Origin of the sequence: Amycolatopsis sp. NPDC051128 (genome assembly GCF_040682715.1) — a bacterium.
Taxonomy (GTDB): domain Bacteria; phylum Actinomycetota; class Actinomycetes; order Mycobacteriales; family Pseudonocardiaceae; genus Amycolatopsis.
On record NZ_JBFBBN010000009.1, the window covers coordinates 53,022 to 73,972 of the forward strand.

Genomic DNA, 20,951 nt, shown 5'->3' on the forward strand with positions numbered 1-20,951 from the left:
GAATCCCTTCACAGAACCCTCGCTGAGAGCGGCTTACCGCAGGTAGCCGCCCGTGCACGATTGTGAGGACGAACTGTGCGTTTGTCACTCAGTTCCGTGAAATTGCGTATACGCGTGGGTGATTTTCCCGGGAGGGTGATCGTTATTCGGTGACTGGTTAACACCTATTACTCGAAGGCGGGCGGATCAGCCCAACGCGAGCGCCAGCAGCCGGTGCGCCGACCCGTTGAACCAGTTCTGGTCGCCAGGCAGCGCGCCGCGGTCGGCGAACTGCCAGATCGTGTGCACGCCCCAGCCGGCGGGCAGCTCGCCGACGGCGGTGTTGTACCGGGCGATCCAGAGCGGGTTGCCGCCGAAGCCGCCGTTGTTCGCGGTGCACCGCTTCCACCAGTTCGTCGACGTGTAGATCGTCGGGAACAGGCCGGTCGCCGCGCGGTAGGTGCCGGAGAAGTCGTTGACCCAGGCGACCATGCCCGCGGCGTCCTTGCCGTAGCAGGTCTCGCCGTACGGGTTGTACTCCGCGTCGAGCGCGCCCGGCAGGGTCCTGCCGTCCTTCGACCAGCCGCCGCCGTGGGCGAGGAAGTACCGGGCCTGCGCGGCGCCGTCGGAGATGTCCGGCCGGGCGAAGTGGTAGGCGCCGCGGATCAGGCCGACGGCGTAGGAGCCGTTGTACTGCTGCGCGAACTGCGGGTTGACGAAGCCGGTGCCCTCGGTCGCCTTGACGTAGACGAACTTCGCGCCCGACCGCACCGCGCCGGGCCAGTCGACCGGGCCCTGGTGCCCGCTGACGTCGTGCCCGAGCTGCTGGTCGTCGGCTCCGTACCGGACCTCGGGCACCGTGGCGGCGCCTTCGACCTTGGCGATCTGCGAACCCGCGTAGTGGTTCTCGGCTCCGGCGTAGAGGTTCCCGGCCTTCGCCGTCGCCTGCCCGGCCACGAGCAAAGCGACGGCCAGGACGGCGGCGAAGGGCAGCGATCGACGTTTCACCCTCATGCTCCCCACCGGGTCCCGTGAGTACTCCAGGACGTCACGATGCACCGGTGTCGCCGGATCGGCGACTCGGGTGGTCACCCGATGGAGTGGAACCCGCAGGTCAGCGTCGTTCAGCGCTGTTCAGCGCTGTTCAGCGCTGTTCAGCGGCGAGCGCCAGCGCCAGCTGCTCCGCCGGGACGACGGCGGTGATCAGGTCGTGGGGGTTGATCGCGACGGGGTGCCCGCCGAGCAGGTCGATGATGTCGCGGCCGAGCACGGCGCGGGCGTGCGGCCACTCGCGCGGGACCAGCGCCTTGCGCGTGTAGGCGGGCACCATGACCCGGCCGTCGGCGTTGTGGAAGCCGATGACGGTGCGCTGCACGGGCGACATCGCGTAGACGAACAACGTCGAGTCGAGGACGATCTTCGGCAGGTCCGACGCCGGACGGTGCTCGGTGCGGACGAGCTGCAGCAGCTGCTCGAGGTCGTTCGTCGGCTCGGGGAAGCCGAGCGCCTTGGGCGAGGGCCGGTAGCGGTCGTTGGGGTGGAAGTCGGCGACGACGTCGCCGGCGCCGTTCACCGGGTAGGCGCCGACCACCGCCCACGAGGGGACCGGGCCGTTCGGGTCGAATGCTTCGTCGATGACGTAGAGCCAGCTGTTGGGGTTCGCGCGGGCGTTCGTGCGCATCTCCGCGGTGATCTCGGGCTGGCCGTGCTTGCCGGAGCGCCGGGCCTGCTGTCCGCCGCGCCGCGCGGCGCGGTTGTGCTTGGCATGCCTGCCGGGGCGATCGGCCCCGCTTCCGGTGGGCTGCTGCGAAACCGTCCGATCCGCCTCGTCCCGCTGCGCCATCGTCATCCCCATGTTCTCGGGTGTGCCTGAAACTCTTGGTGCGCCACTCTACTGTTTGCCCATGGCCTCTTCGCGTTCGGTCGACCCCGGACAGTTACGTGCGGCGGTGCTGGCGATTTCCCCGTGGTTGCACGGCGACGCGCCCGATCCCGCCCGCCCCGAACTGGCGGCGGCGGTCCGCCTCAGCCTGCGGGCACTGGCGGCCGACGCGCCGGGCCGGACGGTCGAGGTCCGCGTCCCGCCGTTCGCCGCAGTGCAGTGCGTGGAGGGGCCCCGGCACACGCGCGGCACCCCGCCGAACGTGATCGAGACCGATCCGCGCACGTGGCTCGAACTGGCCACCGGCCGGCTGGACTGGACCACGGCGGTGGCTGACGGCCGGGTGTCCGCCTCGGGCAGCCGAGCCGATCTCTCCCACTGGCTGCCCTTGGTCCGGATCTGAGGGACCCGCGCGGGCGGCCGGAGACGGCGACGCAGGCCTTACGGCTTGCGGCCCACGCCACCCGCGATGGTCCGCTGGGCGACGTTGAGCTCCTTGAGCCGCGGGCCGTCCGGCCACCAGTCGGCGCAGCGGACCACGCCCGGGGGCACCATGTCGAGGCCGGGGAACAGCTCCTCGATCTCCTTCTGGGTGCGGAAGGCGCCCGAGCCCATCGGGCTGTGCACGAAGAAGTCCTCCATGCGGCGGGCGGTCGCGGAGTCCTCGTCCTCGGGGTCGAAGAAGTGGGACACCGCCACGAACGAGCCCGACGGCAGCGCGTCGATGTACTCCTGCATGATCTGCGCCGGCCGCTCGGCGGGGCCGTTGAAGTGGTGCAGGGTGCCCAGCTGGAGAAACGCGACCGGCTGCGAGAAGTCGATGTGCTCGCGGACGACCTCGTGTTCGAGGATCCGCTGCGGTTCGAAGATGTCTTCGGCGACGAAGTGAGTGTTTTCGTTTTCCTCGAGCAGCGCGCGGCCGTGTGCGAGCACGACCGGGTCGTTGTCGATGTAGACGACCTTGATCTCCGGGTTGATCCGCTGGACGACCTGGTGGGTGTTCTCCGCGGTCGGCAGGCCGGAGCCGCAGTCGAGGAACTGGGTGATGCCGGTCTGGCCGGCGAGGAAGCGGCAGGCCCGGATGAGGAAGCCGCGGTTCTCGAAGGCCAGGTCCTGGGCCTCCGGGGCGGCCTTCTGGACCTTGTGCAGCACCTCGCGGTCGATCTCGTAGTTGTCCTTTCCGAGGAGGAAGGCGTCATACACGCGCGCGATGCTCGCTCGGGTCGGGTCGACTCCCACAGGAACTCGTTCGGTCCGGGTCGCGGCTTCGGGCATTGGTGAACCTCGCAACTTCTGTGTCGAAAGTCTCCTACTCTACGTAGAGTAGGACTCCACACGCATGCGGTAAACCGGGTCACCTCTTTGCGCAGGACGGCCCAACGTGTACTTTCGGTAGTCGGGCTAGAACCCCCTGGTGATGTGAGTGCGGAAGGTCCGGTAATGAACGCGGTGAACGCGTCCGCAGGCGAACAGAACATCGGCCCCACGGCGCGCCGGATGATCCTGGGATCGCAGCTGCGCCGGCTCCGCGAAGAAGCGGGCATCACCCGCCAGCAGGCCGGCTACAACATCCGCGGGTCCGAGTCGAAGATCAGCCGCCTGGAGCTGGGCCGCGTCGGTTTCAAGGAACGCGACGTCACCGACCTGCTGACGATGTACGGCGTCGACGACCCGACGGAGCGCCAGACCTTTCTCGACATGGTCAAGCAGTCGAACGAACCGGGCTGGTGGCGGCGCTTCGGCGACACGATGCCGAACTGGTTCACCGACCTCGTCGGCCTCGAAGAAGCCGCCGCGCGCATCCAGATCTGGGAGCCGCTCTACGTGTCGGGGCTGCTGCAGATCGAGCCGTACGCGCGGGCGATCTTCAGTCACGGCCGTCCGGAGATGGCCGACGAGCGGGTCGACCAGCTGGTCGCGCTGCGGATGCGGCGGCAGAAGATGTTCAGCAGGCCGGACGCGCCGCGCGTGTGGATGGTGCTCGACGAGTCGGTGCTGCACCGCCCGATCGGCGGCATGAAAGTCCTCAAGCAGCAGATCGAGTACCTGCTCGAGATGAGCGCGCTGCCGCATGTGTCGGTCCAGGTCCTGCCGTACACGCGCAGCGGGCTGTCCGCGGAGCACGCGTTTTCGCTGCTGCGGTTCGGAGAGCCGGAACTCCCGAACATCGCCTACGTCGAGTACCTGACCGGCGCGCACTACATCGAAAAGCGCGAAGAGATCGAAAAGTACAGCCGGGCGCTGGACATGCTGGCGGTCGACGCGGAGACGCCGGAGCGAAGCCGCAGTTTGCTCGCGAAGCGCCGCCAGGAGATCTAGCCTGCCGAGCGGTAACTATACGTAGCGGTTCGCCCGTTAGGGTCTCTAATTATCACCCGTTAGGGCGGCCGTGACATTTCAACTTTTTTACCTTCCGCGAACTTTGCAAGAAATTCTGCACGTGCATTTACCGCTGCATGCACACGTGCTAGCCTCCGATACGCGGGCAAATGCACATGCAGATGCATCGCCCGAGCTTCCGCATCGAGAGGTGGGACCATGGCTGAGCGATTCGAAAACGGCATCCCGGCCGATCGGCTGTCCGGTGCCGAGTGGCGTAAGGCGAGTTACAGCGGCGCCTACGGCAACTGTGTCGAGGTCGCGCCGCTGTCCAGCGGCGAGATCGCGATGCGCAACTCGCGTTTCCCGACCGGCCCGGCGCTCGTGTACACGCGCGCCGAGATGGCCGCGTTCCTGGCGGGTGCGAAGGACGGTGAATTCGATGATGTCCTCAGCTGAGGACATCCCCACCGTCTTCGACATCGACACCGGACTGCAGGAGCTGATGGCCCGCGGCTACCAGTTCGTCCACCCCGCCGACGAGCGTGGCGAAGTCCTCGCCGTCGTCGGTGTGCGGGTGCACGACGACGTGGTGGACGTGGTCCGGCTCAACGCCGAGGACGACGCGGTGGCCACCCGGATTCCCGGCACCGAGGAGAACATCTTCGAGCCGGAGCGGTGGCTGTGGCGCTGCTGTGGCGAAGGCGTACAGGTGCTCTCGGAGATCCTCTCACTGCCGGACGCGTGCTAGGCGTGCAGGCCCTGTCCGAAGTGGGCAGAACCACGTCGGGCGGGGACTGGTTCGTGACCGGACGGTTTACACTGAAACCGGCCTGATCACGTCTTCCTGGGAGCACCTCGGTGGTTTCCGACCCGCAGCTCGTGTCCGACCAACCCGACCCGGAACCCCGCGAGGAGTGTGGCGTCTTCGGCGTCTGGGCTCCTGGGGAAGAAGTAGCGAAGCTCACCTACTACGGCCTCTACGCCCTGCAGCACCGAGGGCAGGAAGCCGCCGGCATCTCCGTCTCCGACGGCTCGCAGATCGTGGTCTTCAAGGACCTCGGCCTGGTCAGCCAGGTGTTCGACGAACAGGTCCTGCAGTCGCTGCAGGGCCACATCGCCGTCGGGCACTGCCGGTACTCCACCACCGGCGCGGACGTCTGGGAGAACGCGCAGCCGATCTTCCGCACCACCGAGACCGGCAGCGGCATCTCGTTCGCCCACAACGGCAACCTCGTGAACACCGCCGAGCTGCGCGAACGCACCATCGCCGCGGGCCTCAAGCCGCACGCGGGCCTGACCGGCTCGTCCAGTGACTCCGACCTCATCTGCGGCCTCCTCGCCGCGAACGCCGCCGACAAGGGCATCGAGGGCGCCGCCATGGAGCTGCTGCCCACCCTGAAAGGCGCGTTCTGCCTGGTGTTCTCCGATGAGGACACGCTCTACGCGGCGCGTGACCCGCACGGGGTGCACCCGCTGGTGCTCGGCAGGCTCGAGCGCGGCTGGGTCGTCTCGAGCGAGACGGCGGGCCTCGACATCGTCGGCGCGTCGTTCGTCCGCGAGGTCGAGCCGGGCGAGTTGATCGCGATCGACGCCGACGGCCTGCGCTCCTCCCGGTTCGCGAACCCGGACCCCAAGGGCTGCGTCTTCGAGTACGTCTACCTCGCCCGTCCCGACACGACGATCGCCGGCCGTGGCGTGCACGCCACGCGCGTCGAGATCGGCCGCCGCCTGGCCATCGAGCAGCCCACCGAGGCCGACCTGGTCATGCCGGTGCCGGAGTCGGGCACCCCGGCCGCGATCGGCTACGCGCAGGGCTCCGGCATCCCCTACGGCACCGGCCTGGTGAAGAACGCCTACGTCGGGCGCACGTTCATCCAGCCGTCCCAGACCATCCGCCAGCTGGGCATCCGGCTCAAGCTGAACCCGCTGCGCGACGTCATCCGCGGCAAGCGCCTGGTCGTGGTGGACGACTCGATCGTCCGCGGCAACACCCAGCGCGCGCTCGTCCGGATGCTGCGGGAGGCCGGCGCGCTCGAGGTGCACGTCCGGATCGCGTCGCCGCCGGTGCGCTGGCCGTGCTTCTACGGCATCGACTTCGCGTCGCGGGCCGAGCTGGTCGCGAACGGCGTCGACCTCGACGGCATCCGTCGCTCGATCGGAGCCGACTCACTGGGCTACATTTCCCTGGACGGCCTGGTCGCGGCCACCGAGCAGCCGAAGTCGAGGCTGTGCACGGCGTGCTTCTCCGGGGAGTACCCGATCGCGCTCCCGGAGGACGCGCTGATCGGGAAGCACCTGCTCGAAAGCCTCGACGCCGTCAATGGCGCGGCGACGCCGGTCAGCCCGGCCGGGTACGGTGCCGAAGACGCCGTCCGGCGTCCCTAGCCCGCGCGGCTAGTCCTGCCAGTTGGGAGTCCTTCTACCGTGAGCGAGTCCACGAGCGCCACGTACGCCGCCGCCGGCGTCAGCATCGACGCCGGCGACCGAGCCGTTGAGCTGCTCAAGCCGCACGCCGAGCGGGCAACGCGGCCCGAGGTGCTGGGCGGCGTCGGCGGTTTCGCCGGGCTTTTCTCCCTGAAGCTCGACAAGTGGAAGGAGCCGGTCCTCGCGTCGTCGACCGACGGCGTCGGCACCAAGATCGCGGTCGCGCAGGCGCTGGACAAGCACGACACGGTCGGCATCGACCTGGTCGCGATGGTGGTCGACGACCTGGTCGTGACCGGCGCCGAGCCACTGTTCCTTCAGGACTACATCGCCGTCGGCAAGGTGTACCCGGAGAAGATCGCCGCGCTGGTCGGCGGCATCGCCGAGGGCTGCGTCCGGGCCGGCTGCGCGCTGCTCGGCGGCGAGACCGCCGAGCACCCGGGGATGATGGGCGAGCACGACTACGACATGTCGGCCACCGGCATCGGCGTGGTCGAGGCGTCCGCGCTCCTCGGCCCGGAGAAGGTCCGCCCGGGCGACATCGTGCTCGCGCTCGGCTCGTCGGGGCTGCACTCGAACGGCTACTCCCTGGCCCGGCGCGTGCTGCTGGAGATCGCGCGGATGCCGCTCGGCGGGCACGTCGAGGAGTTCGGCCGCACCCTCGGCGAGGAACTGCTCGAGCCGACGCGGATCTACGCGAAGGACTGCCTGGCGCTGGCCGCCGAGACCGAGGTCCGGACGTTCGCGCACATCACCGGCGGTGGCCTGGAGGCGAACCTGGCCCGGGTCATGCCGCGCGGCCTGGTCGCCCGGCTCGAGCGCGGCACCTGGACGCCGTCGGCGGTGTTCGCGCTGATCGGCCAGCGGGGCAAGGTCGAGCGGGCCGAGCTGGAGAAGACGTTCAACATGGGCGTCGGCATGGTCGCGATCGTCGGCGCCGAGGACGTCGACCGGGCGCTGGCCATGCTCACCGCGCGGCACGTCCCGGCGTGGGTGCTGGGCGACGTCCAGCCCGCCGCCGACGTCGACGGCCCGCGCGCGGTGCTCTCGGGCGATCACCCGCGCTTCTGAAAGCCGCTTGATCGCGGCTGTCACACTGGATGACGTGGCAGCCGAGGACGTGGTGGTCGGCTCCCGGTTCGTGATCCCGGGAGCCGAGTTGAGCGAGCGCTTTTCGCGGTCGTCCGGCCCCGGCGGGCAGGGCGTGAACACCACGGACTCGCGGGTCGAGCTGTCGTTCGACGTGGCTTCGTCGCCGTCGATCCCGGAACACCTGCGCGACCGGGTGCTGGCCGGCCTCGGCTCCCGGCTGGTCGACGGCGTCCTGACGATCGCGGCCAGTGAGCACCGTTCCCAGCTGCAGAATCGCGAGGCGGCCCGAGGTCGCTTGACGAATCTGCTGCTCGACGCGTCGGCGCCGCCGCCGGCCAAGCGGCGCCCCACGAAGCCGTCTCGCGGTTCGAAGGAGCGCCGCCTGGCGTCGAAGAAGCGCCGGAGCGACGTGAAACGAGGCCGCTCCGGCCGCTTCGATCCCTAGCTCAGTGACAGGTGCACGCACTCGCCGGCCGGCTGGTAGCCGACGCGGGCGTAGATGCGCCCGATCCCCAGGTCACCCGGGGTCAGGAACGCGACGTGCGCGCCCCTGGCGTGCGCGTCCTTGGTGAGGAACGCCGTGAGCGCGGCCGCGAGCCCGCGCCCGCGATGGGGTTCGAGCACGCCGATGCCGGCGATCTCCGTGGTGCCGTCGACGATTTCGAGGGCGACGCCGCCGCCGACGACCTCGCCGGTGGCCAGGTGCTCGACGAGCGCGGAGACGACCCCGGCCGCCTTGCTCTTCTTTGCCTTCTCGACGTCGTCGTCGGTGACTTCCCCGTCCGGTTCGCCGTACGCGTGGTTCTGCGCCGTGCGCATCCGCCGGTGGTCCTCGTCGGACCCCGGTTCCCGGACGGCGTAACCGTCCGGTGCGGGGTGGTCGACGAAGCCGGCCGGAGAACAGGTCATCAGCGGCACCCGGCGTTCGAGTCCGTACCCCGCCTCGAGCAGCAGGTTCTCCAGGTCGGGAGCGACGTCGGTGAAGTACTCCAGCCGCGGGAGCAGGTCCCGCCGCCGGTACGCCCTGGTCAGCGCGTCGATCTCGGCCGCCGTCGGCTTCGCGCCGTCGTCCGGGATCGCGTAGTTGAGCATCGGGTGCGTCGTGTCCGGCGAGTAGGTGGCGAGGAACGGACCCACCTGCTCGGTCGCCCGGCCGCGCGGCGCCGTCTTGCGGACATATGTCTGGATAGCGGACATTGCTGGGTAGGAGCCTTTCGCGAGCATGTCAAGGGACCGCAGCCGGTGAAAGGGGCATGCGGGTGGAGCGCTGGGCGTCGGGCCTAGCGGGGGCCGACGCCGGGTGCGGCGCCAGGCATAGGCGGTCATTCCTTGACTCGAAGGGCTCTTCGGGCCCAGTTTCGCATGACCCGCAACAGGTTTTCTGGCGTTCCGGGTGCACGATGGCCGTGTTCCGCAGGACGTCGGCACTCCGAGCGGACCGCACTATCCGGTGATCTTTCCGGTGGCGCGGCGCGGGTTTCCGTGGTTCGGTTTGGAGGCACACCGTCCACTGTGGATGCTGTGGACAACCCTGTGGATGAAATTGGGGACAACCTCGGGAACCCTTGGTTCACAACCTAAATCCGCGAGGTGTGCCTGTGTACTACTTGGCGGCCAATTCCCGCGCTTGCGCGAGCAGGGCCTGCAGGTGCAGGCCACGCCGGACGTCGCAGGGGTGCGCCGTGGTGCCGCTCGCGATCATCGCCGCGAAGTCGTCCAGCAGCGCGGTGTAGGACTCCTGCGCCGAGCCGGGCTTGCGCCCGAGCGTGCGGTAGCCGTGCTGACCCCAGACGGCGACCTCGACGACGGTGGGCCGCACCGGAAGCCGGAGCGAGAGCGTGGCGGTGCTGATCACGCCGCCGTCGTGGGCGAGCATGAGGTGCCAGAGGTCGCCTGGGCTCTGCCGGGCAGCCACGACCTCGGTGATCGGGCCGAGGGCGGCGTCCAGCATGTCCAGCGCGTGCGGACCGATGTCGAACAGCGCGCCGCCATCGTCCTGGCGCCACTCCGACGCCGCGTAGTCGCCGCCGAGCAGGGCGCCGGACAGCCAGCGCGCACCGCCGCCCGCCCAGCCGCCCGCCTCGGCCAGGCCGGCGAGCCACTCCTGGGTCTGCGCGGAGAACCGCAGGGTCAGCACGACGAGCGCGGCGACACCCGCGCCCGCGACCGCGTCGGCGAGCCGCTGCGCGCCGGCCAGGTCGGCGGCGATCGGCTTCTCCAGGATCAGGTGCTTCCCGGCTTCGGCCGCGCGCACGGCCAGCTCCGCCTGGACGGCGGGCGGCACCGCGAACGCGACGGCGTCCACCTGCTCGAACAGCTCTTCGAGGCTGCCCGCGGCGCTCGCGCAGTGCGTCTCCGCAAGCGCTTGCGCCGCCTCCGGCCGCCGGGCCCAGACCGCGGTCAGCGCCGTGCCGGGGTGATCCGCCAGGCCGGGCGCGTGCACCGTCCTCGCCCACGGGCCGGTGCCGAGCAGGCCGACGCGCAGCTGTCCGTCCGCGATGAGCTGTCCCACAGGCAGCAGTCTAGGTGTGTCCCGTGTCGCGCCGGAACCGAACCTTCGGCGAGCGCCGATCTCGATAAAGTGCCTGCATGATCGCCTCGCGTTTCGCCCGTCTCGCCGCCGCCGGTGCCGTGCTGCTGGCCGCCTGCCTGGCCGGTGCCGTCCCCGCGTCGGCGACCGTGCCGGGGAAGGGCACGGACGGGTACTGCCCGGAGGGCGGCGGCGTGACGGTGGTCGTCGACTTCGGCGACCTGGGCCCGCAGCCGCTGGTCCGCTGCGCGCCCGGCACGCCCGCGACCGGCGTCGCGGCCCTCCAGGACGCCGGGATCGAGGTCGCCGGCTCGCAGAAGTACGGCCTGGCCGTGGCCTGCCGGATCGAAGGCAAGCCCGGTCCCGAGGTCGAGTCGTGCGCGGGAATGCCGTCGGCCACGGCGTACTGGAGCTACTGGCACGCGCCCGCGGGCGGCGCCTGGACGTCGAGCCAGGAAGGCGCCCAGACGGCGAAGCCGACGCCGGGTGGGTTCGAGGGCTGGGCGTTCGCCCGCCCGAAGTCGGCGAACGACATGCCCACGCCGCCTCGGGTGCCGCCGGTCCGGCAGACGTCGGCGCCCGTTTCGGACGGCGCGAAGCCCGTGAGCGCCGAGTTCCCGTGGGGCCTGGTGCTCGGGGTCGCCGCGATCCTGGTCGTCGGTGGCGCCGCGGTGTTCGCCTCGTCGCGCCGACGGCGACGGCGTGGGCAGTAGGGCGCTGCACCCCGGCGCCTGGTGGGTCTGGGCGCTCGCACTGGCCGTCGCGGCCAGCCGGACCACGAACCCGCTGCTGCTCGGCCTGATCATCGCCGTCGCCGGGTTCGTCGTCGCGAACCGGCGGAGTGACGCGCCATGGGCGCTGGCGTTCCGGCTGTACGTCTACGTCGGCGCGCTGATCGTCGCGTCGCGTGTGCTGTTCCGGGTCCTGATCGGCGGCGAGGACAGCGGGCACGTGCTGTTCACGCTGCCGCGGATCCCGCTGCCGGCGTTCGCGGCCGGGGTGTCGCTGCTCGGACCGACGTCGGCGGAGGAACTGCTCGGCGGGTGCTACGACGGTCTGCGGCTGGCGGCGATGGTGATCTGCGTCGGCGCGGCGAACGCCCTCGCCAACCCGAAACGCCTGCTCAAGGCGGTGCCCGGGGCGTTGTACGAGGTGGGCACGGCGGTGACGGTCGCGTTGACGGTGGCACCGCAACTGGTCGAGAGCGTGCAACGCGTCCGGCGGGCCCGGCGGCTGCGGGCGGGCCGGACTCGCGGGCTGCGGGCGGTCAAGGGCATCGTGGTCCCGGTGCTGGAGGACGCGATGGACCGGTCCCTGCGGCTGGCGGCCGCGATGGACTCCCGGGGCTACGGCCGCCGGGCGTATCTGAGCTCCGGGCTGCGCGCGCTGATCGCCGGGTGCGTGCTCGCCGGGCTGGCCGGCGTGTGCGTCGGCGTCTACGGCGTGCTCGACGGGACGTCGTCGTGGCTCGGCGTGCCGATGCTGGGGGCCGGGCTCGTGGTGGCCGTCGTGGGGTTCGTCCTCGGTGGACGGCGCGTGCGGCGGACGGCGTACCGGCCCGATCCGTGGCGGTGGCCGGAGACGCTGGTCGTCGTGGCCGGGGCGGGGGCGTGCGTGCTGCTGTTCGTCTCCGCGCGAGTCGACCCGGCGAACCTCTACCCGTCGCTGAGTCCGTTGCGTTGGCCTTCGCTGTCGTTGATGCCCGCGCTGTCCCTGCTGGTCGGGGCGGTGCCGGCGTTCGCCGCGCCCCGGCCGCCGTCCTCGGAGGTCGTCCGGTGATCGAGTTCTCCCACGTCACGGTGACCTACCCCGACGCTTCGCGGCCGGCGCTCTCCGACGTCTCGCTGCTGGTCGAGGAGGGTGAGCTCTGCCTGGTCGCGGGGCCGACCGGGGCAGGCAAGTCGACGTTCCTCGGCGCGATCAACGGGCTCGTCCCGCACTTCACCGGCGGGCGGCTGGCCGGCCGCGTGCTCGTGGACGGGTTGGACACGTCGTCGTACCCGCCCCGCGAGCTGGCTTCGGTCGTCGGCGTCGTCGGGCAGGACCCCTTGGCGGGGTTCGTGACCGACACCGTCGAGGAGGAACTCGCCTATGCGATGGAGCAACTCGCGGTGCCGCCGGACGTCATGCGCAAGCGGGTCGAGGAAACCCTGGACCTGCTGGGGATCGCGGACCTGCGCCATCGTCCACTTCGGACACTTTCGGGCGGGCAGCAGCAGCGCGTCGCGATCGGCTCGGTGCTGACGGCGCACCCCCGGGTCCTGGTCCTCGACGAGCCGACGTCGGCGTTGGACCCGACGGCCGCCGAGGACGTGCTCGCGGTGATCACCCGGCTGGTGCACGACCTCGGGACCACGGTGGTCGTCGCGGAACACCGGATGGAGCGCGTCGCGCAGTACGCCGACCGGCTGCTGTACCTGCCGGGCGACGGGTCGGTGCGGTCCGGGCCGCCGGCGGAAGTCCTGGAGACGGCCGAAATCGCGCCGCCGATCGTCGAGCTGGGGCGGCTGGCCGGGTGGTCGCCGCTGCCGCTGTCGGTGCGGGACGCGCGGCGGGTCGCGGGGCCGCTGCGGTCTCGCCTTCAGAAATTGTCGGTGGTGGGTTCTACTCTCTCGGTGACCGGTCGAGCACTGGACGTGAGAGAGGTGGTGGTCCGTTACGGAGATGTCCTGGCGGTGCGCGGGGTCGACCTGCGTGTCGGGCCGGGGGAGATAGTCGCGCTGATGGGACGCAACGGCTCCGGCAAGTCGTCGCTTCTCTGGGCGGTGCAGGGCAGTGGGCCGAGGTCGGCGGGGAAGGTCGACGTCGGCGGAGCGGATCCTGCGTCGCTCAAGCCACGGGTGGCCCGTCAGCGCGTGGGGCTGGTTCCGCAGACACCGGCCGACCTGCTGTACCTCGATTCGGTCGACGCCGAGTGCGCACAGGCCGACGTCGAATCCGAGGTGCCGGCGGGGACGGCCCGGGCGCTGCTGGACCGGCTCGCCCCCGGGATCGCCGGTGAAGCGCACCCCGGCGACCTGTCCGAAGGGCAGCGACTGGCGTTGGTGCTGGCCGTCCAGCTGGCGGCGGCGCCGCCGGTCGTGCTGCTCGACGAGCCCACCCGCGGCCTGGACTACCACGCGAAACGGCACTTCGCCACGGTCCTGCGAGAGCTGGCCTCGCAGGACCGGGCGGTGGTGCTGGCCACCCACGACGTCGAATTCGTCGCGACGGTGGCGCACCGCGTGGTGGTCATGGCCGAGGGCGAGATCGTCGCGGACGGCCCGACGAAGGAGGTGATCGTCGCCTCGCCGTCGTTCGCGCCGCAGGTGGCGAAGATCCTGGCGCCGCAGCAATGGCTGACGGTGGACGAGGTCGCGGAAGCGTTGACATGAGCGGCAGGCCGCCGCGCGTTGTCCGGCTCTCGCTTCGGCCCGCGCTGGTCCTCGGCGTCGCCGTGCTGCTCGGCCTCGCCATGTTCTGCTGGCCGCTGTTCGCGCACCCACAGCCCGGCGGGGCCGGGCACACCACGGACGCCCCGTTCGTGTTCATGGCGACCCTGCCGGTGCTGATGCTCGTCGTCCTGGCCGAACTCTCCGACGGCGGCATCGACGCCAAAGCGCTCGCGCTGCTCGGCGTGCTGTCGGCGGTGAACGCCGGCCTGCGGCCGCTCGGGGCCGGCACCGGGGGCATCGAGCTGGTGTTCTTCCTGCTCGTGCTCGCCGGCCGCGTGTTCGGGCCCGGCTTCGGGTTCGTGCTCGGCTCGACGTCGCTGTTCACGTCGGCGCTGCTCACCGCCGGCGTGGGGCCGTGGCTGCCGTTCCAGATGCTCGCGTCTTCGCTGATCGGGCTGGGCGCCGGGCTGCTGCCCCGGCGAGCCCGCGGCAAGGCGGAGATCGCCTTGCTGGTGGCGTACGGCGTGTTCGCGGCCTACTTCTTCGGGCTCCTGATGAGCCTGTGGTCGTGGCCGTTCCTCGCCGGTGCGTCACTCGGCGGCGACACCGCCGGGCTCGGGTTCGTGCCCGGTGCCCCGCTGGCGGAGAACCTCCACCGGTTCGCGGTGTTCACGGTCCTGACGTCGACCCTCGGCTGGGACACCGGCCGCGCGGTCACCAACGCGGTCGCGATCGTCCTGCTGGGACCGGCCGTCCTGGCGGTCCTGCGCCGGGCGGCCCGGCGAGCGGCCTTCGACGCGCCCGTGACGTTCGATCAGCCGTAGGAGTAGAAGCCCCGGCCGGTCTTCTTGCCGAGCAGGCCCGCGTCCACCATGCGCAGCAGCAGCGGCGGCGAGGAGTACAGCGGCTCCTTGAACTCCGCGTACATCGAGTCCGCGATGGCCTTGATGGTGTCCAGGCCGATCAGGTCGGACAGCCGCAGCGGGCCCATCGGGTGGGCCGTGCCCAGCTCCATGCCGCGGTCGATGTCCTCCGCCGAGGCGAAGCCCGACTCGATCATCCGGATCGCCGAGAGCAGGTACGGCACCAGCAGCGAGTTCACGATGAACCCGGCGCGGTCCTGTGAGCGGATCACGGTCTTGCCCAGCGCCGTCGTCGCGTGCGCTTCCGCGCGGCGGGCGGTGTCGTCGCTGGTCAGCAGCGAGGGCACCAGCTCCACCAGCGGCAGCACCGGCACCGGGTTGAAGAAGTGGATGCCGACCACCTGCTGCGGCCGGCTCGTCGCCATGCCCAGCTTCATGATCGGGATCGACGACGTGTTGGACGCGAACAGCGCGTCCTCGGCTTCGACGATCTTGTCGAGCTGGCGGAAGACGTCGACCTTCGCCTGCTCCTGCTCGAGGATCGCCTCGATGACCAGATCGCGATCGGCGAACTCGGCGATGTCGGTCGTGAAGCGGAGCCTGCCGAGCGCCGCGTCGGCGTCCTCGGCGGTGAGCTTGCCGTTCTTGACGCCGCGTTGCAGCGACTTCTCGATGCGCGCCTTGCCCGTGTCGAGCGCCGGCTGGTTCACCTCGGTGACCACGACGTCCAACCCGGCCCGGGCGTGCACCTCGGCGATGCCGGAACCCATGAGTCCCGCCCCGACGACTCCAACCCGACTTACCACCGGCTCACTCCTTCATCGCTTCGCAGCCCGCGTGCTCTCGTCAACGTGCTTCTAGCCGACACTGTGGACAGCACTCTTGTAGACAGCACCCGTTCAGACAGCACTCTTTCAGACAGCACAGTGGGCAGCACGCGACGCGCGAGGGCGGTTGCCGAGTTTGCCCGGCTACGCCCTCGCGCGATTACGCGTGCTCAACGACGGTACTCGTCGTACCCGTCGTCGTACGGGTCTTGATCATCGCTGTCGGACTGCTCCTCGTAATGACCACTAGAGGAACCACTCGACAGCTCGCGCTGCAAAGCATCGAAGTCGGTCTCGTGTGAGCTGTACTTGAGCTCGCGCGCCACCTTCGTCTGCTTGGCCTTAGCCCGGCCGCGCCCCATGGCTCGACCCCCTCGCACAGGGGCGGGGCGGCCGGGGGAATCGGCGGCCCCGCATCGTCTCGACAATTCTTTCCTGCTCACACCGTACCGTGTCCGGGGGGTTCGATGCGACGTGGCACGGTGTGCCGGTGGCGACAGTGTCCGCCGGACGCCGGTTACCGGCCGGTCGGTGGCGATCGACGCAGGTAGGCGTGCCACGATCTACTCGTGCTCCGTCCCTTCGTGGCCTACTTGCGGGTGTACGAACCCCTGCTCGCCCTGGGTGACCCGCCGGACGAACGGCTGCGTGCTGCCGTCGCGGCAGCCAAGCTGCGGCGGACGGACGCGGGCGGGCGCGAGCAGGCCATGTGGCTCAAGTCACAGGTCGCCGCGCCGCGGCGGCTGCTGCCCGCCGAGCTGGCCGACGGCCGTCCGGCGCCCAGCATGCTGACCGACGTCCTGGTGCTCGACTCCGACGAAGTGCCCGGCGGCAAGGCCGCGCACGGCCCGCTGGTCTGCCCCCTCGAACTGCGGGCCCGCTCGGCCGCCGCGCTGGTCACCTTCCTGGGGGACGCCCATCCGGCGCTGAAGAACGTCGTCCTCGACGAGGGCGGGTTCACCCAGGAGACGATCCGCTCCCGGACGAAGTCGGCCATGGCGGACCTGAGCACGTCGGCGGCGCACACGCTGTCCACCACCTGGACCGTCCCGCTGCCGTGGTTCGTGCTGGTCGACCCGGACGAGCGCCGGCTCGTGCTCGGCAGCGGCCGCGACGACCCGGCGCGGGAGCTGTCCTGGCGCACCACCCTCGCCGACGCGCAGCACCGGGCGCGCGAGGCCGGTGAGCTGCTGGAACAGACCTTCGGCGACTCCGGGCCGGGGCGCGTGCTGTACGAGACGCGGCGATGGCTGGACAACTTCCACGCGGACTCCGTCGTCGAGCTCGACTACGGCGGTCTCGTGCAGCTCTTCGCGGACGCGGCCCTGGAGGCCGACAACACCGCCGACGAGGTGCACGACATCCTGGACGCGCTGCGCTCGGGCAACGTCGAGGAGCTGGCCGAACTGTTCTCCGACCTGCGGGAGTTCTGGGGCGACCTGGCCGCCCGCGAACGCTCCAACTGACGGCGCCGGGCCTGCTGGGCACACCTGCGACGGACCCTGTGGACGGAAGGTGGCTTCACGGCGTTCCGGCACGAAACCTGTCGGTGCCCGCCGGTAGCGTGGAAATCGGGGGCTGCTCAGCCGCGCAGTTCCGGCACCCGGACCTCGCCGACCGGGCGGCCGCCGCCGAGCACCGAGCCGTGCGCGAGCGCTTCGAGGCCCGACACGTCGACGCCGAGGTACCTGAGCGCTTCGACAGCCAGCGGCGCGCAGGCCCGCTTCGCGCCGTCGTCGATCTTCATCGCCACCGCGAACCCGTCCGGCAGCGCGAACGCCTGGACACCTTCGGCGCCGCCCTTCGCCACGAGACCGTCCACGGCGGACATCAGCTCCGTGTCCTCGCGCCCGGTGCCGGCGACCAGCCACGGGTGGGCCCGCATCGCCGACGCCACCGTCGAAGACGGCCCATCCGCCGCGCTCGCGAGCCGGCCGAACGCGCGCGCCAGCGCCGTCAGCGAGAACGCGAAGAGCGGCGCGCCGCAGCCGTCGACGCCCGTGTGCGCGATCGGCTCGCCGGTCAGCTCGGCGACGACGGTGGCGATGGCCTGTTGCAGCGGGTGGTCCGGCGCTTCGTAACCGTCGGTCGGCCAGCCCGCCCGGACGCAGGTGGTCAGCATCGCGGTGTGCTTGCCGGAGCAGTTCATCATCACCCGCCGCGGCTCGGCGGCGTCCCGCATGCTCGGCACGTGCAGCGGGAAGTCGGGCGGGCAGGCGAGGTCGTCTTCGTGCCGCCCGGCCGCCTCCAGCAGCTCGAGGACGCGCTTGACGTGCGCGGGCTCGCCGGAGTGCGACGCGCAGGCCAGCGCCAGGTCCTCACCGGTGAAGTCCAATCCCGACCGCAGCATGCCGACCGCCTGCAGCGGCTTGTTGGACGAGCGGGGGAAGACGGGTGAGGTGACGTCGCCCAGCGCCAGCCGGGCTTCGCCTTCGGGGCCGGTCACGACGAGCGCGCCGCGGTGGGTGCTTTCGACGAAACCGGAGCGGACGACCTCGGCGAGGACCGGGTTGGTCACTGCCCCTCGCCGCGCCCGCGTTCGCTCTCGAGCAGCTCGTCCACAGTGGCCGAACCCTGCTGGTAGCGCTGCGCGATCTCCGCGTTGAGCGTGTCCATCACGCCTTGGACCTCGCGGCGGAAGGACGACACCAACAGCTCTTCACGGGCGTAGGTGTCCAAAGCGGAGGCGAGCTTTTCGTCCGACAGCGACTCGACGTCGGTCAGGTCGGTGTCGCCGATCAGGGCTTCGGCGTGCCGCCGGTGTTCCCCGGCCCGTGACGGCTCGAGCTGCTGGTGGCGGCCGGAACCGGCGGCCGGGCCCAGCGCGTTGTCGGCGAGGATCGTGGCCAGCTGGTCGACGATGCTGGACTCCCCGCCGGAGCTGCGCCGTGTCTGCTCCGCGCGCACGATGTCGATCCGGGCGTGCAGGAGCCGGCGCAGATAGGACAGATCCGTCTCTTCTTGCGCGGCTTCGTCGCGCCGCTCGCGCAGCACCTTCAGCGGCAGTTCACCCAAGCCGCTGAGGTATCCCGGGCCGAGCACGCGGTCGATCCGCCGCCTGCCGCCGGGCCGCACTTCGATCACAGCGCAGTTTATCCTGGTCGCGGGTGATCTCGCTGTCAGGGGCTGGCGTTCAGCCACGAAGTCGCGCCGCCGCGGTGCGCCCCGGCGCGGGAAGTTCCGCAGGCACGGAGTCGGGGTCGATCGCGGCTTGGACGAGGTTGTCGGGATTGTCTTCGGACCCGGTCAGCAGCTCGGCGCCAACCGGTGTCGACCGCTTGATCAGTGCCAGCGCGATCGGGCCGAGCTCGTGGTGCTGGATGACGGTGCCGATCCGGCCGACCTTCCGGCCGTCGAGCAGGACCGGGTCGCCGGTCTCCGGTGTGACGTCCGGTGAGCCGTCGAGGTGAAGCAGAAGCAGGTTGCGCGGCGGACGGCCGACGTTGTGCACCTTGGACACCGTCTCCTGGCCGCGGTAGCAGCCCTTCGCGACGTGCGCGGCCGAGCCGACCCAGCCCACCTCGTGCGGGATCGTGCGGTCGTCGGTGTCGATGCCGAGCCGCGGCCGCAGCGACTCGACGCGCAGGGCGTCGAACGTCCAGCTGCCCGCCGCGCGGGCGCCCGCGTCGGTGAGCCGCCGCCACCAGTCCACGAGCCCGTCGCGCGGCACCGCCAGGTCCACGCCGGACCGGCCGGGCCACGGCATCCGCCGGACGAAACCGCCGCCGGCCAGCGCCGCGACCGCGTACGGCTCGGGCCCGACCTCGGCGCCGACCGCGCTCAGCACGCGCTCGGCGTCCGGGCCCAGCACGGTGAGCAGCGCGAGTTCGCCGGTCGCGTCGCGGATGTCCACCTTGGACCAGAACTTCATCGCTTCGAAGTACTCGCGCGGCGTCTGGGGGCCGCCCTTGGGCAGCGCGCTGGTCACGCTCTGGCCCGGGTCGGTGTCGAGGTACACGGTGCCGTCGAGGTGCGCCAGCACCATGTGCGACTCGACGCGGCCCTGGCTGTCGAGGACCAGCGCCTCGGTGCCGGAGCCTTCGGCCAGCTCGGTCACGTGCTGCGAGATCACCAAGTGCAGCCACGACAGCCGTTCCGCACCGGTGACGGCGATGAACTCGCGGTGCGACCGGTCGATCACGACCACGCCGCGCGAGGCCGTGCGCTGCTCGGCGAACGGGTCTCCCCAGTGCCAGGGCACTCCGGCTTCGGAGTAGTCGTCAGGCGGCGGAATGGATCCGGGCACGTCCAGCAGCGGCGAGCGGTACGGCATACCGCCCAGCCTAGGTGAGTACGGTGTCGGCATGCGCGTGCTCGTCTTCCTCGACGGAACCCCGGCCGACCCCGACGCCGCCCAGATCCGGGTGGACGACCTCGGGCTCATGCGCGGCGACGGCGTCTTCGAAACGATCCTCGTGGTCGACGGCAGGCCCCGCGAACTCCGGCCGCACCTTGAGCGGCTGGCCCGCTCGGCGGCCATGCTCGACCTGCCCGAGCCCGACCTCGCCGCCTGGGAACGCGTGGTTTCCCGGGTGCTCGAAACGTGGGCCGGTGGCCCCGAAATGGTGCTGAAACTGGTGTACACGAGGGGTTCCGACGGCGACCCGGACGCGGTGCCGACCGGCTTCGCGCTCGGTTCGGAGATCCCGCCGTCGATCTTGCGGGCGCGCGCCGAAGGCGTCGCCGCGGTCACCCTGGAACGCGGCTTCCCGCCGGACCTCGCCGAACGCGCGCCGTGGCTGCTGCTCGGCGCGAAGCCGTTGTCGTACGGCGTGAACATGGCCGCGCTGCGCGAGGCCGGCCGCCGCGGCGCCGACGATGTGATTTTCACCGCCGCCGACGGTTCGGTGTTCGAAGGCCCGACGTCGACGGTGGTGCTGGCGAAGGGCCGGACGCTCTACACGCCGCCGCCGAGCATCGGCATCCTCCCGGGCACGACCCAGGCCGCGTTGTTCCGCGGCGCCGAGCAGGCGGGCTGGGCGGTCAAGGTGGAGCCGCTGACCGTCCGCGACCTGGTCGAGGGCGACGCCGTGATGATGGCGTCCTCGGTGCGCAAGGTGGTCCGGGTGCACACGCTCGACGGCGAGCGGCTGCCGGACTCCTCGGCCGTGTACGCCGAGCTGATGGCGGCCTACGAAGCCGAGTACGCCTGACCCTGGGCGATCCGGACGACGGCGGGGGCGACGTCTTCCGCGCGGTAGGCGGCGATCTTGTGGTGGCCGTCGATGATCAGCTCGCGGCCGCCGTCGGCCAGCACCACCGCCACCGGGCGGTGGCCGGTGCGGATCGCGGTCCGGTAGTAGCCGACGCGGGCCTCGTCGGACGGCGGCCAGGCGTCGGTCGGGGTGAGCTCCTGGTCGTCCGGCAGCCGTTCCGGGCCGCTCACGCGGTAGTCGCCGTCGACGAGCAGGTCGAGGACCGGGCCGAGCGTGGTGGCCAGCGGGCGGCGCAGCTGCCCGGTGGCGAGGGCGATCCGCAGGGCCTGGGGCAGGTCCGCCCGCACCCGCGTGTTCACGTCGAGGAAACCCGTGCCACCGCTGATCGTCACCTGTTCCACGACTATCAGGACGGGCGACGGCGCGACATGGTTCCGGCCCCTACCCGGAAGGGTGCACGGCGTGACCTGGGTCTCACCCGGGTGGCTGCCCCGTGCGGCAC

At 71.1% G+C, this 20,951-nt stretch carries 24 protein-coding genes; 13 read left to right on the forward strand and 11 right to left on the reverse strand.

All coding sequences use genetic code 11. The features are described from left to right. Nucleotides 1-186: 186 nt before the first annotated feature. Together AB0M82_RS12540 and AB0M82_RS12545 are read right to left on the reverse strand one after the other, a co-directional pair. Nucleotides 187-993, reverse strand: a complete 807-nt coding sequence (locus AB0M82_RS12540) for a lysozyme (protein ID WP_364720591.1) — start codon at nucleotides 991-993, stop codon at nucleotides 187-189. Between the two features lie 130 nt (nucleotides 994-1,123). Beyond that, on the reverse strand, nucleotides 1,124-1,828 hold the full coding sequence (locus tag AB0M82_RS12545; protein WP_364720996.1) for a type VII secretion system-associated protein: 705 nt from the start codon (nucleotides 1,826-1,828) through the stop codon (nucleotides 1,124-1,126). A gap of 55 nt (nucleotides 1,829-1,883) precedes the next feature. On the opposite strand from AB0M82_RS12545, the gene AB0M82_RS12550 reads away from it, so the two are divergent. Beyond that, the gene (locus AB0M82_RS12550) at nucleotides 1,884-2,264 is read left to right on the forward strand and encodes a sterol carrier family protein (protein WP_364720594.1); all 381 of its coding nucleotides are present in this window, start codon (nucleotides 1,884-1,886) and stop codon (nucleotides 2,262-2,264) included. Nucleotides 2,265-2,302: 38 nt separating this feature from the next. Here the strand turns inward: AB0M82_RS12550 and AB0M82_RS12555 are convergent, their stop codons facing one another. Continuing rightward, nucleotides 2,303-3,100: an SAM-dependent methyltransferase gene (locus tag AB0M82_RS12555; protein ID WP_364720597.1), complete on the reverse strand. Its 798-nt coding sequence runs from the start codon at nucleotides 3,098-3,100 to the stop codon at nucleotides 2,303-2,305. Nucleotides 3,101-3,301: 201 nt separating this feature from the next. Here AB0M82_RS12555 and AB0M82_RS12560 point away from each other — a divergent pair, with 201 nt between their 5' ends. The 6 genes from AB0M82_RS12560 (at nucleotide 3,302) to arfB (ending at nucleotide 8,144) form a co-directional block, all read left to right on the forward strand. Next, nucleotides 3,302-4,180 carry a helix-turn-helix transcriptional regulator gene (locus AB0M82_RS12560; RefSeq protein ID WP_364720600.1) on the forward strand — a complete coding sequence of 293 codons (879 nt, stop codon included), beginning with the start codon at nucleotides 3,302-3,304 and terminating at the stop codon, nucleotides 4,178-4,180. 219 nt (nucleotides 4,181-4,399) lie between these two features. Further along, a complete protein-coding gene (locus tag AB0M82_RS12565; protein ID WP_364720602.1) occupies nucleotides 4,400-4,639 on the forward strand; it encodes a DUF397 domain-containing protein in 240 nt (79 codons plus the stop codon). Continuing rightward, nucleotides 4,623-4,931: a hypothetical protein gene (locus tag AB0M82_RS12570; protein WP_364720604.1), complete on the forward strand. Its 309-nt coding sequence runs from the start codon at nucleotides 4,623-4,625 to the stop codon at nucleotides 4,929-4,931. The genes AB0M82_RS12565 and AB0M82_RS12570 overlap by 17 nt, the downstream gene beginning before the upstream one ends. A 110-nt stretch (nucleotides 4,932-5,041) precedes the next feature. Next, nucleotides 5,042-6,568, forward strand: a complete 1,527-nt coding sequence (gene purF, locus AB0M82_RS12575; RefSeq protein WP_364720606.1) for an amidophosphoribosyltransferase — start codon at nucleotides 5,042-5,044, stop codon at nucleotides 6,566-6,568. Nucleotides 6,569-6,607: 39 nt separating this feature from the next. Beyond that, nucleotides 6,608-7,678 (forward strand): phosphoribosylformylglycinamidine cyclo-ligase, encoded by a 1,071-nt coding sequence (gene purM, locus AB0M82_RS12580; RefSeq protein WP_364720609.1) that lies wholly within the window; start codon nucleotides 6,608-6,610, stop codon nucleotides 7,676-7,678. A gap of 49 nt (nucleotides 7,679-7,727) precedes the next feature. Next, nucleotides 7,728-8,144, forward strand: a complete 417-nt coding sequence (gene arfB / locus AB0M82_RS12585) for an alternative ribosome rescue aminoacyl-tRNA hydrolase ArfB (RefSeq protein ID WP_364720998.1) — start codon at nucleotides 7,728-7,730, stop codon at nucleotides 8,142-8,144. Here arfB and AB0M82_RS12590 read toward each other — a convergent pair. Both AB0M82_RS12590 and AB0M82_RS12595 read right to left on the reverse strand, forming a co-directional pair. Next, a complete protein-coding gene (locus tag AB0M82_RS12590; RefSeq protein ID WP_364720611.1) occupies nucleotides 8,141-8,896 on the reverse strand; it encodes a GNAT family N-acetyltransferase in 756 nt (251 codons plus the stop codon). The genes arfB and AB0M82_RS12590 overlap by 4 nt on opposite strands. A 406-nt stretch (nucleotides 8,897-9,302) precedes the next feature. Next, complete coding sequence (locus AB0M82_RS12595; protein ID WP_364720613.1) at nucleotides 9,303-10,211, reverse strand: Gfo/Idh/MocA family oxidoreductase; 909 nt, start codon at nucleotides 10,209-10,211, stop codon at nucleotides 9,303-9,305. A 77-nt stretch (nucleotides 10,212-10,288) separates the two neighbouring features. Here AB0M82_RS12595 and AB0M82_RS12600 point away from each other — a divergent pair, with 77 nt between their 5' ends. From AB0M82_RS12600 to AB0M82_RS12615, 4 genes are read left to right on the forward strand one after another with little or no spacing between them, the layout of a single operon-like run. Next, nucleotides 10,289-10,942: a hypothetical protein gene (locus AB0M82_RS12600; protein ID WP_364720616.1), complete on the forward strand. Its 654-nt coding sequence runs from the start codon at nucleotides 10,289-10,291 to the stop codon at nucleotides 10,940-10,942. Next, nucleotides 10,932-12,008, forward strand: a complete 1,077-nt coding sequence (locus AB0M82_RS12605) for a CbiQ family ECF transporter T component (RefSeq protein WP_364720618.1) — start codon at nucleotides 10,932-10,934, stop codon at nucleotides 12,006-12,008. Before AB0M82_RS12600 ends, AB0M82_RS12605 begins: the two co-directional genes overlap by 11 nt. Continuing rightward, the gene (locus tag AB0M82_RS12610) at nucleotides 12,005-13,603 is read left to right on the forward strand and encodes an ATP-binding cassette domain-containing protein (protein WP_364720621.1); all 1,599 of its coding nucleotides are present in this window, start codon (nucleotides 12,005-12,007) and stop codon (nucleotides 13,601-13,603) included. The genes AB0M82_RS12605 and AB0M82_RS12610 overlap by 4 nt, the downstream gene beginning before the upstream one ends. Next, nucleotides 13,600-14,427, forward strand: coding sequence for an ECF transporter S component (locus AB0M82_RS12615; protein WP_364720624.1), 828 nt, complete (start codon nucleotides 13,600-13,602; stop codon nucleotides 14,425-14,427). The genes AB0M82_RS12610 and AB0M82_RS12615 overlap by 4 nt, the downstream gene beginning before the upstream one ends. Here AB0M82_RS12615 and AB0M82_RS12620 read toward each other — a convergent pair. Continuing rightward, entirely contained in the window at nucleotides 14,418-15,272 is an 855-nt protein-coding gene (locus AB0M82_RS12620; protein WP_364720626.1) for a 3-hydroxybutyryl-CoA dehydrogenase, read from the reverse strand. The two genes, AB0M82_RS12615 and AB0M82_RS12620, sit on opposite strands and share 10 nt — an antisense overlap. Nucleotides 15,273-15,463: 191 nt before the next feature. After that, nucleotides 15,464-15,655 (reverse strand): DUF3073 domain-containing protein, encoded by a 192-nt coding sequence (locus AB0M82_RS12625; protein ID WP_364720629.1) that lies wholly within the window; start codon nucleotides 15,653-15,655, stop codon nucleotides 15,464-15,466. A gap of 207 nt (nucleotides 15,656-15,862) precedes the next feature. On the opposite strand from AB0M82_RS12625, the gene AB0M82_RS12630 reads away from it, so the two are divergent. Further along, complete coding sequence (locus tag AB0M82_RS12630; RefSeq protein ID WP_364720631.1) at nucleotides 15,863-16,759, forward strand: hypothetical protein; 897 nt, start codon at nucleotides 15,863-15,865, stop codon at nucleotides 16,757-16,759. 116 nt (nucleotides 16,760-16,875) lie between these two features. On the opposite strand, the gene AB0M82_RS12635 is transcribed toward AB0M82_RS12630, so the two are convergent. From AB0M82_RS12635 to AB0M82_RS12645, 3 genes are read right to left on the reverse strand one after another with little or no spacing between them, the layout of a single operon-like run. Further along, nucleotides 16,876-17,811, reverse strand: a complete 936-nt coding sequence (locus AB0M82_RS12635; RefSeq protein WP_364720634.1) for an asparaginase — start codon at nucleotides 17,809-17,811, stop codon at nucleotides 16,876-16,878. Next, complete coding sequence (locus tag AB0M82_RS12640) at nucleotides 17,808-18,377, reverse strand: aerial mycelium formation protein (RefSeq protein WP_364720637.1); 570 nt, start codon at nucleotides 18,375-18,377, stop codon at nucleotides 17,808-17,810. The genes AB0M82_RS12635 and AB0M82_RS12640 overlap by 4 nt, the downstream gene beginning before the upstream one ends. 49 nt (nucleotides 18,378-18,426) lie before the next feature. Then, nucleotides 18,427-19,566 (reverse strand): folate-binding protein, encoded by a 1,140-nt coding sequence (locus AB0M82_RS12645; protein WP_364720639.1) that lies wholly within the window; start codon nucleotides 19,564-19,566, stop codon nucleotides 18,427-18,429. A gap of 31 nt (nucleotides 19,567-19,597) precedes the next feature. On the opposite strand from AB0M82_RS12645, the gene AB0M82_RS12650 reads away from it, so the two are divergent. Beyond that, a complete protein-coding gene (locus AB0M82_RS12650) occupies nucleotides 19,598-20,446 on the forward strand; it encodes an aminodeoxychorismate lyase (protein ID WP_364720642.1) in 849 nt (282 codons plus the stop codon). On the opposite strand, the gene AB0M82_RS12655 is transcribed toward AB0M82_RS12650, so the two are convergent. Then, the gene (locus tag AB0M82_RS12655; protein WP_364720645.1) at nucleotides 20,425-20,850 is read right to left on the reverse strand and encodes a hypothetical protein; all 426 of its coding nucleotides are present in this window, start codon (nucleotides 20,848-20,850) and stop codon (nucleotides 20,425-20,427) included. The genes AB0M82_RS12650 and AB0M82_RS12655 overlap by 22 nt on opposite strands. Nucleotides 20,851-20,951: the final 101 nt, after the last annotated feature.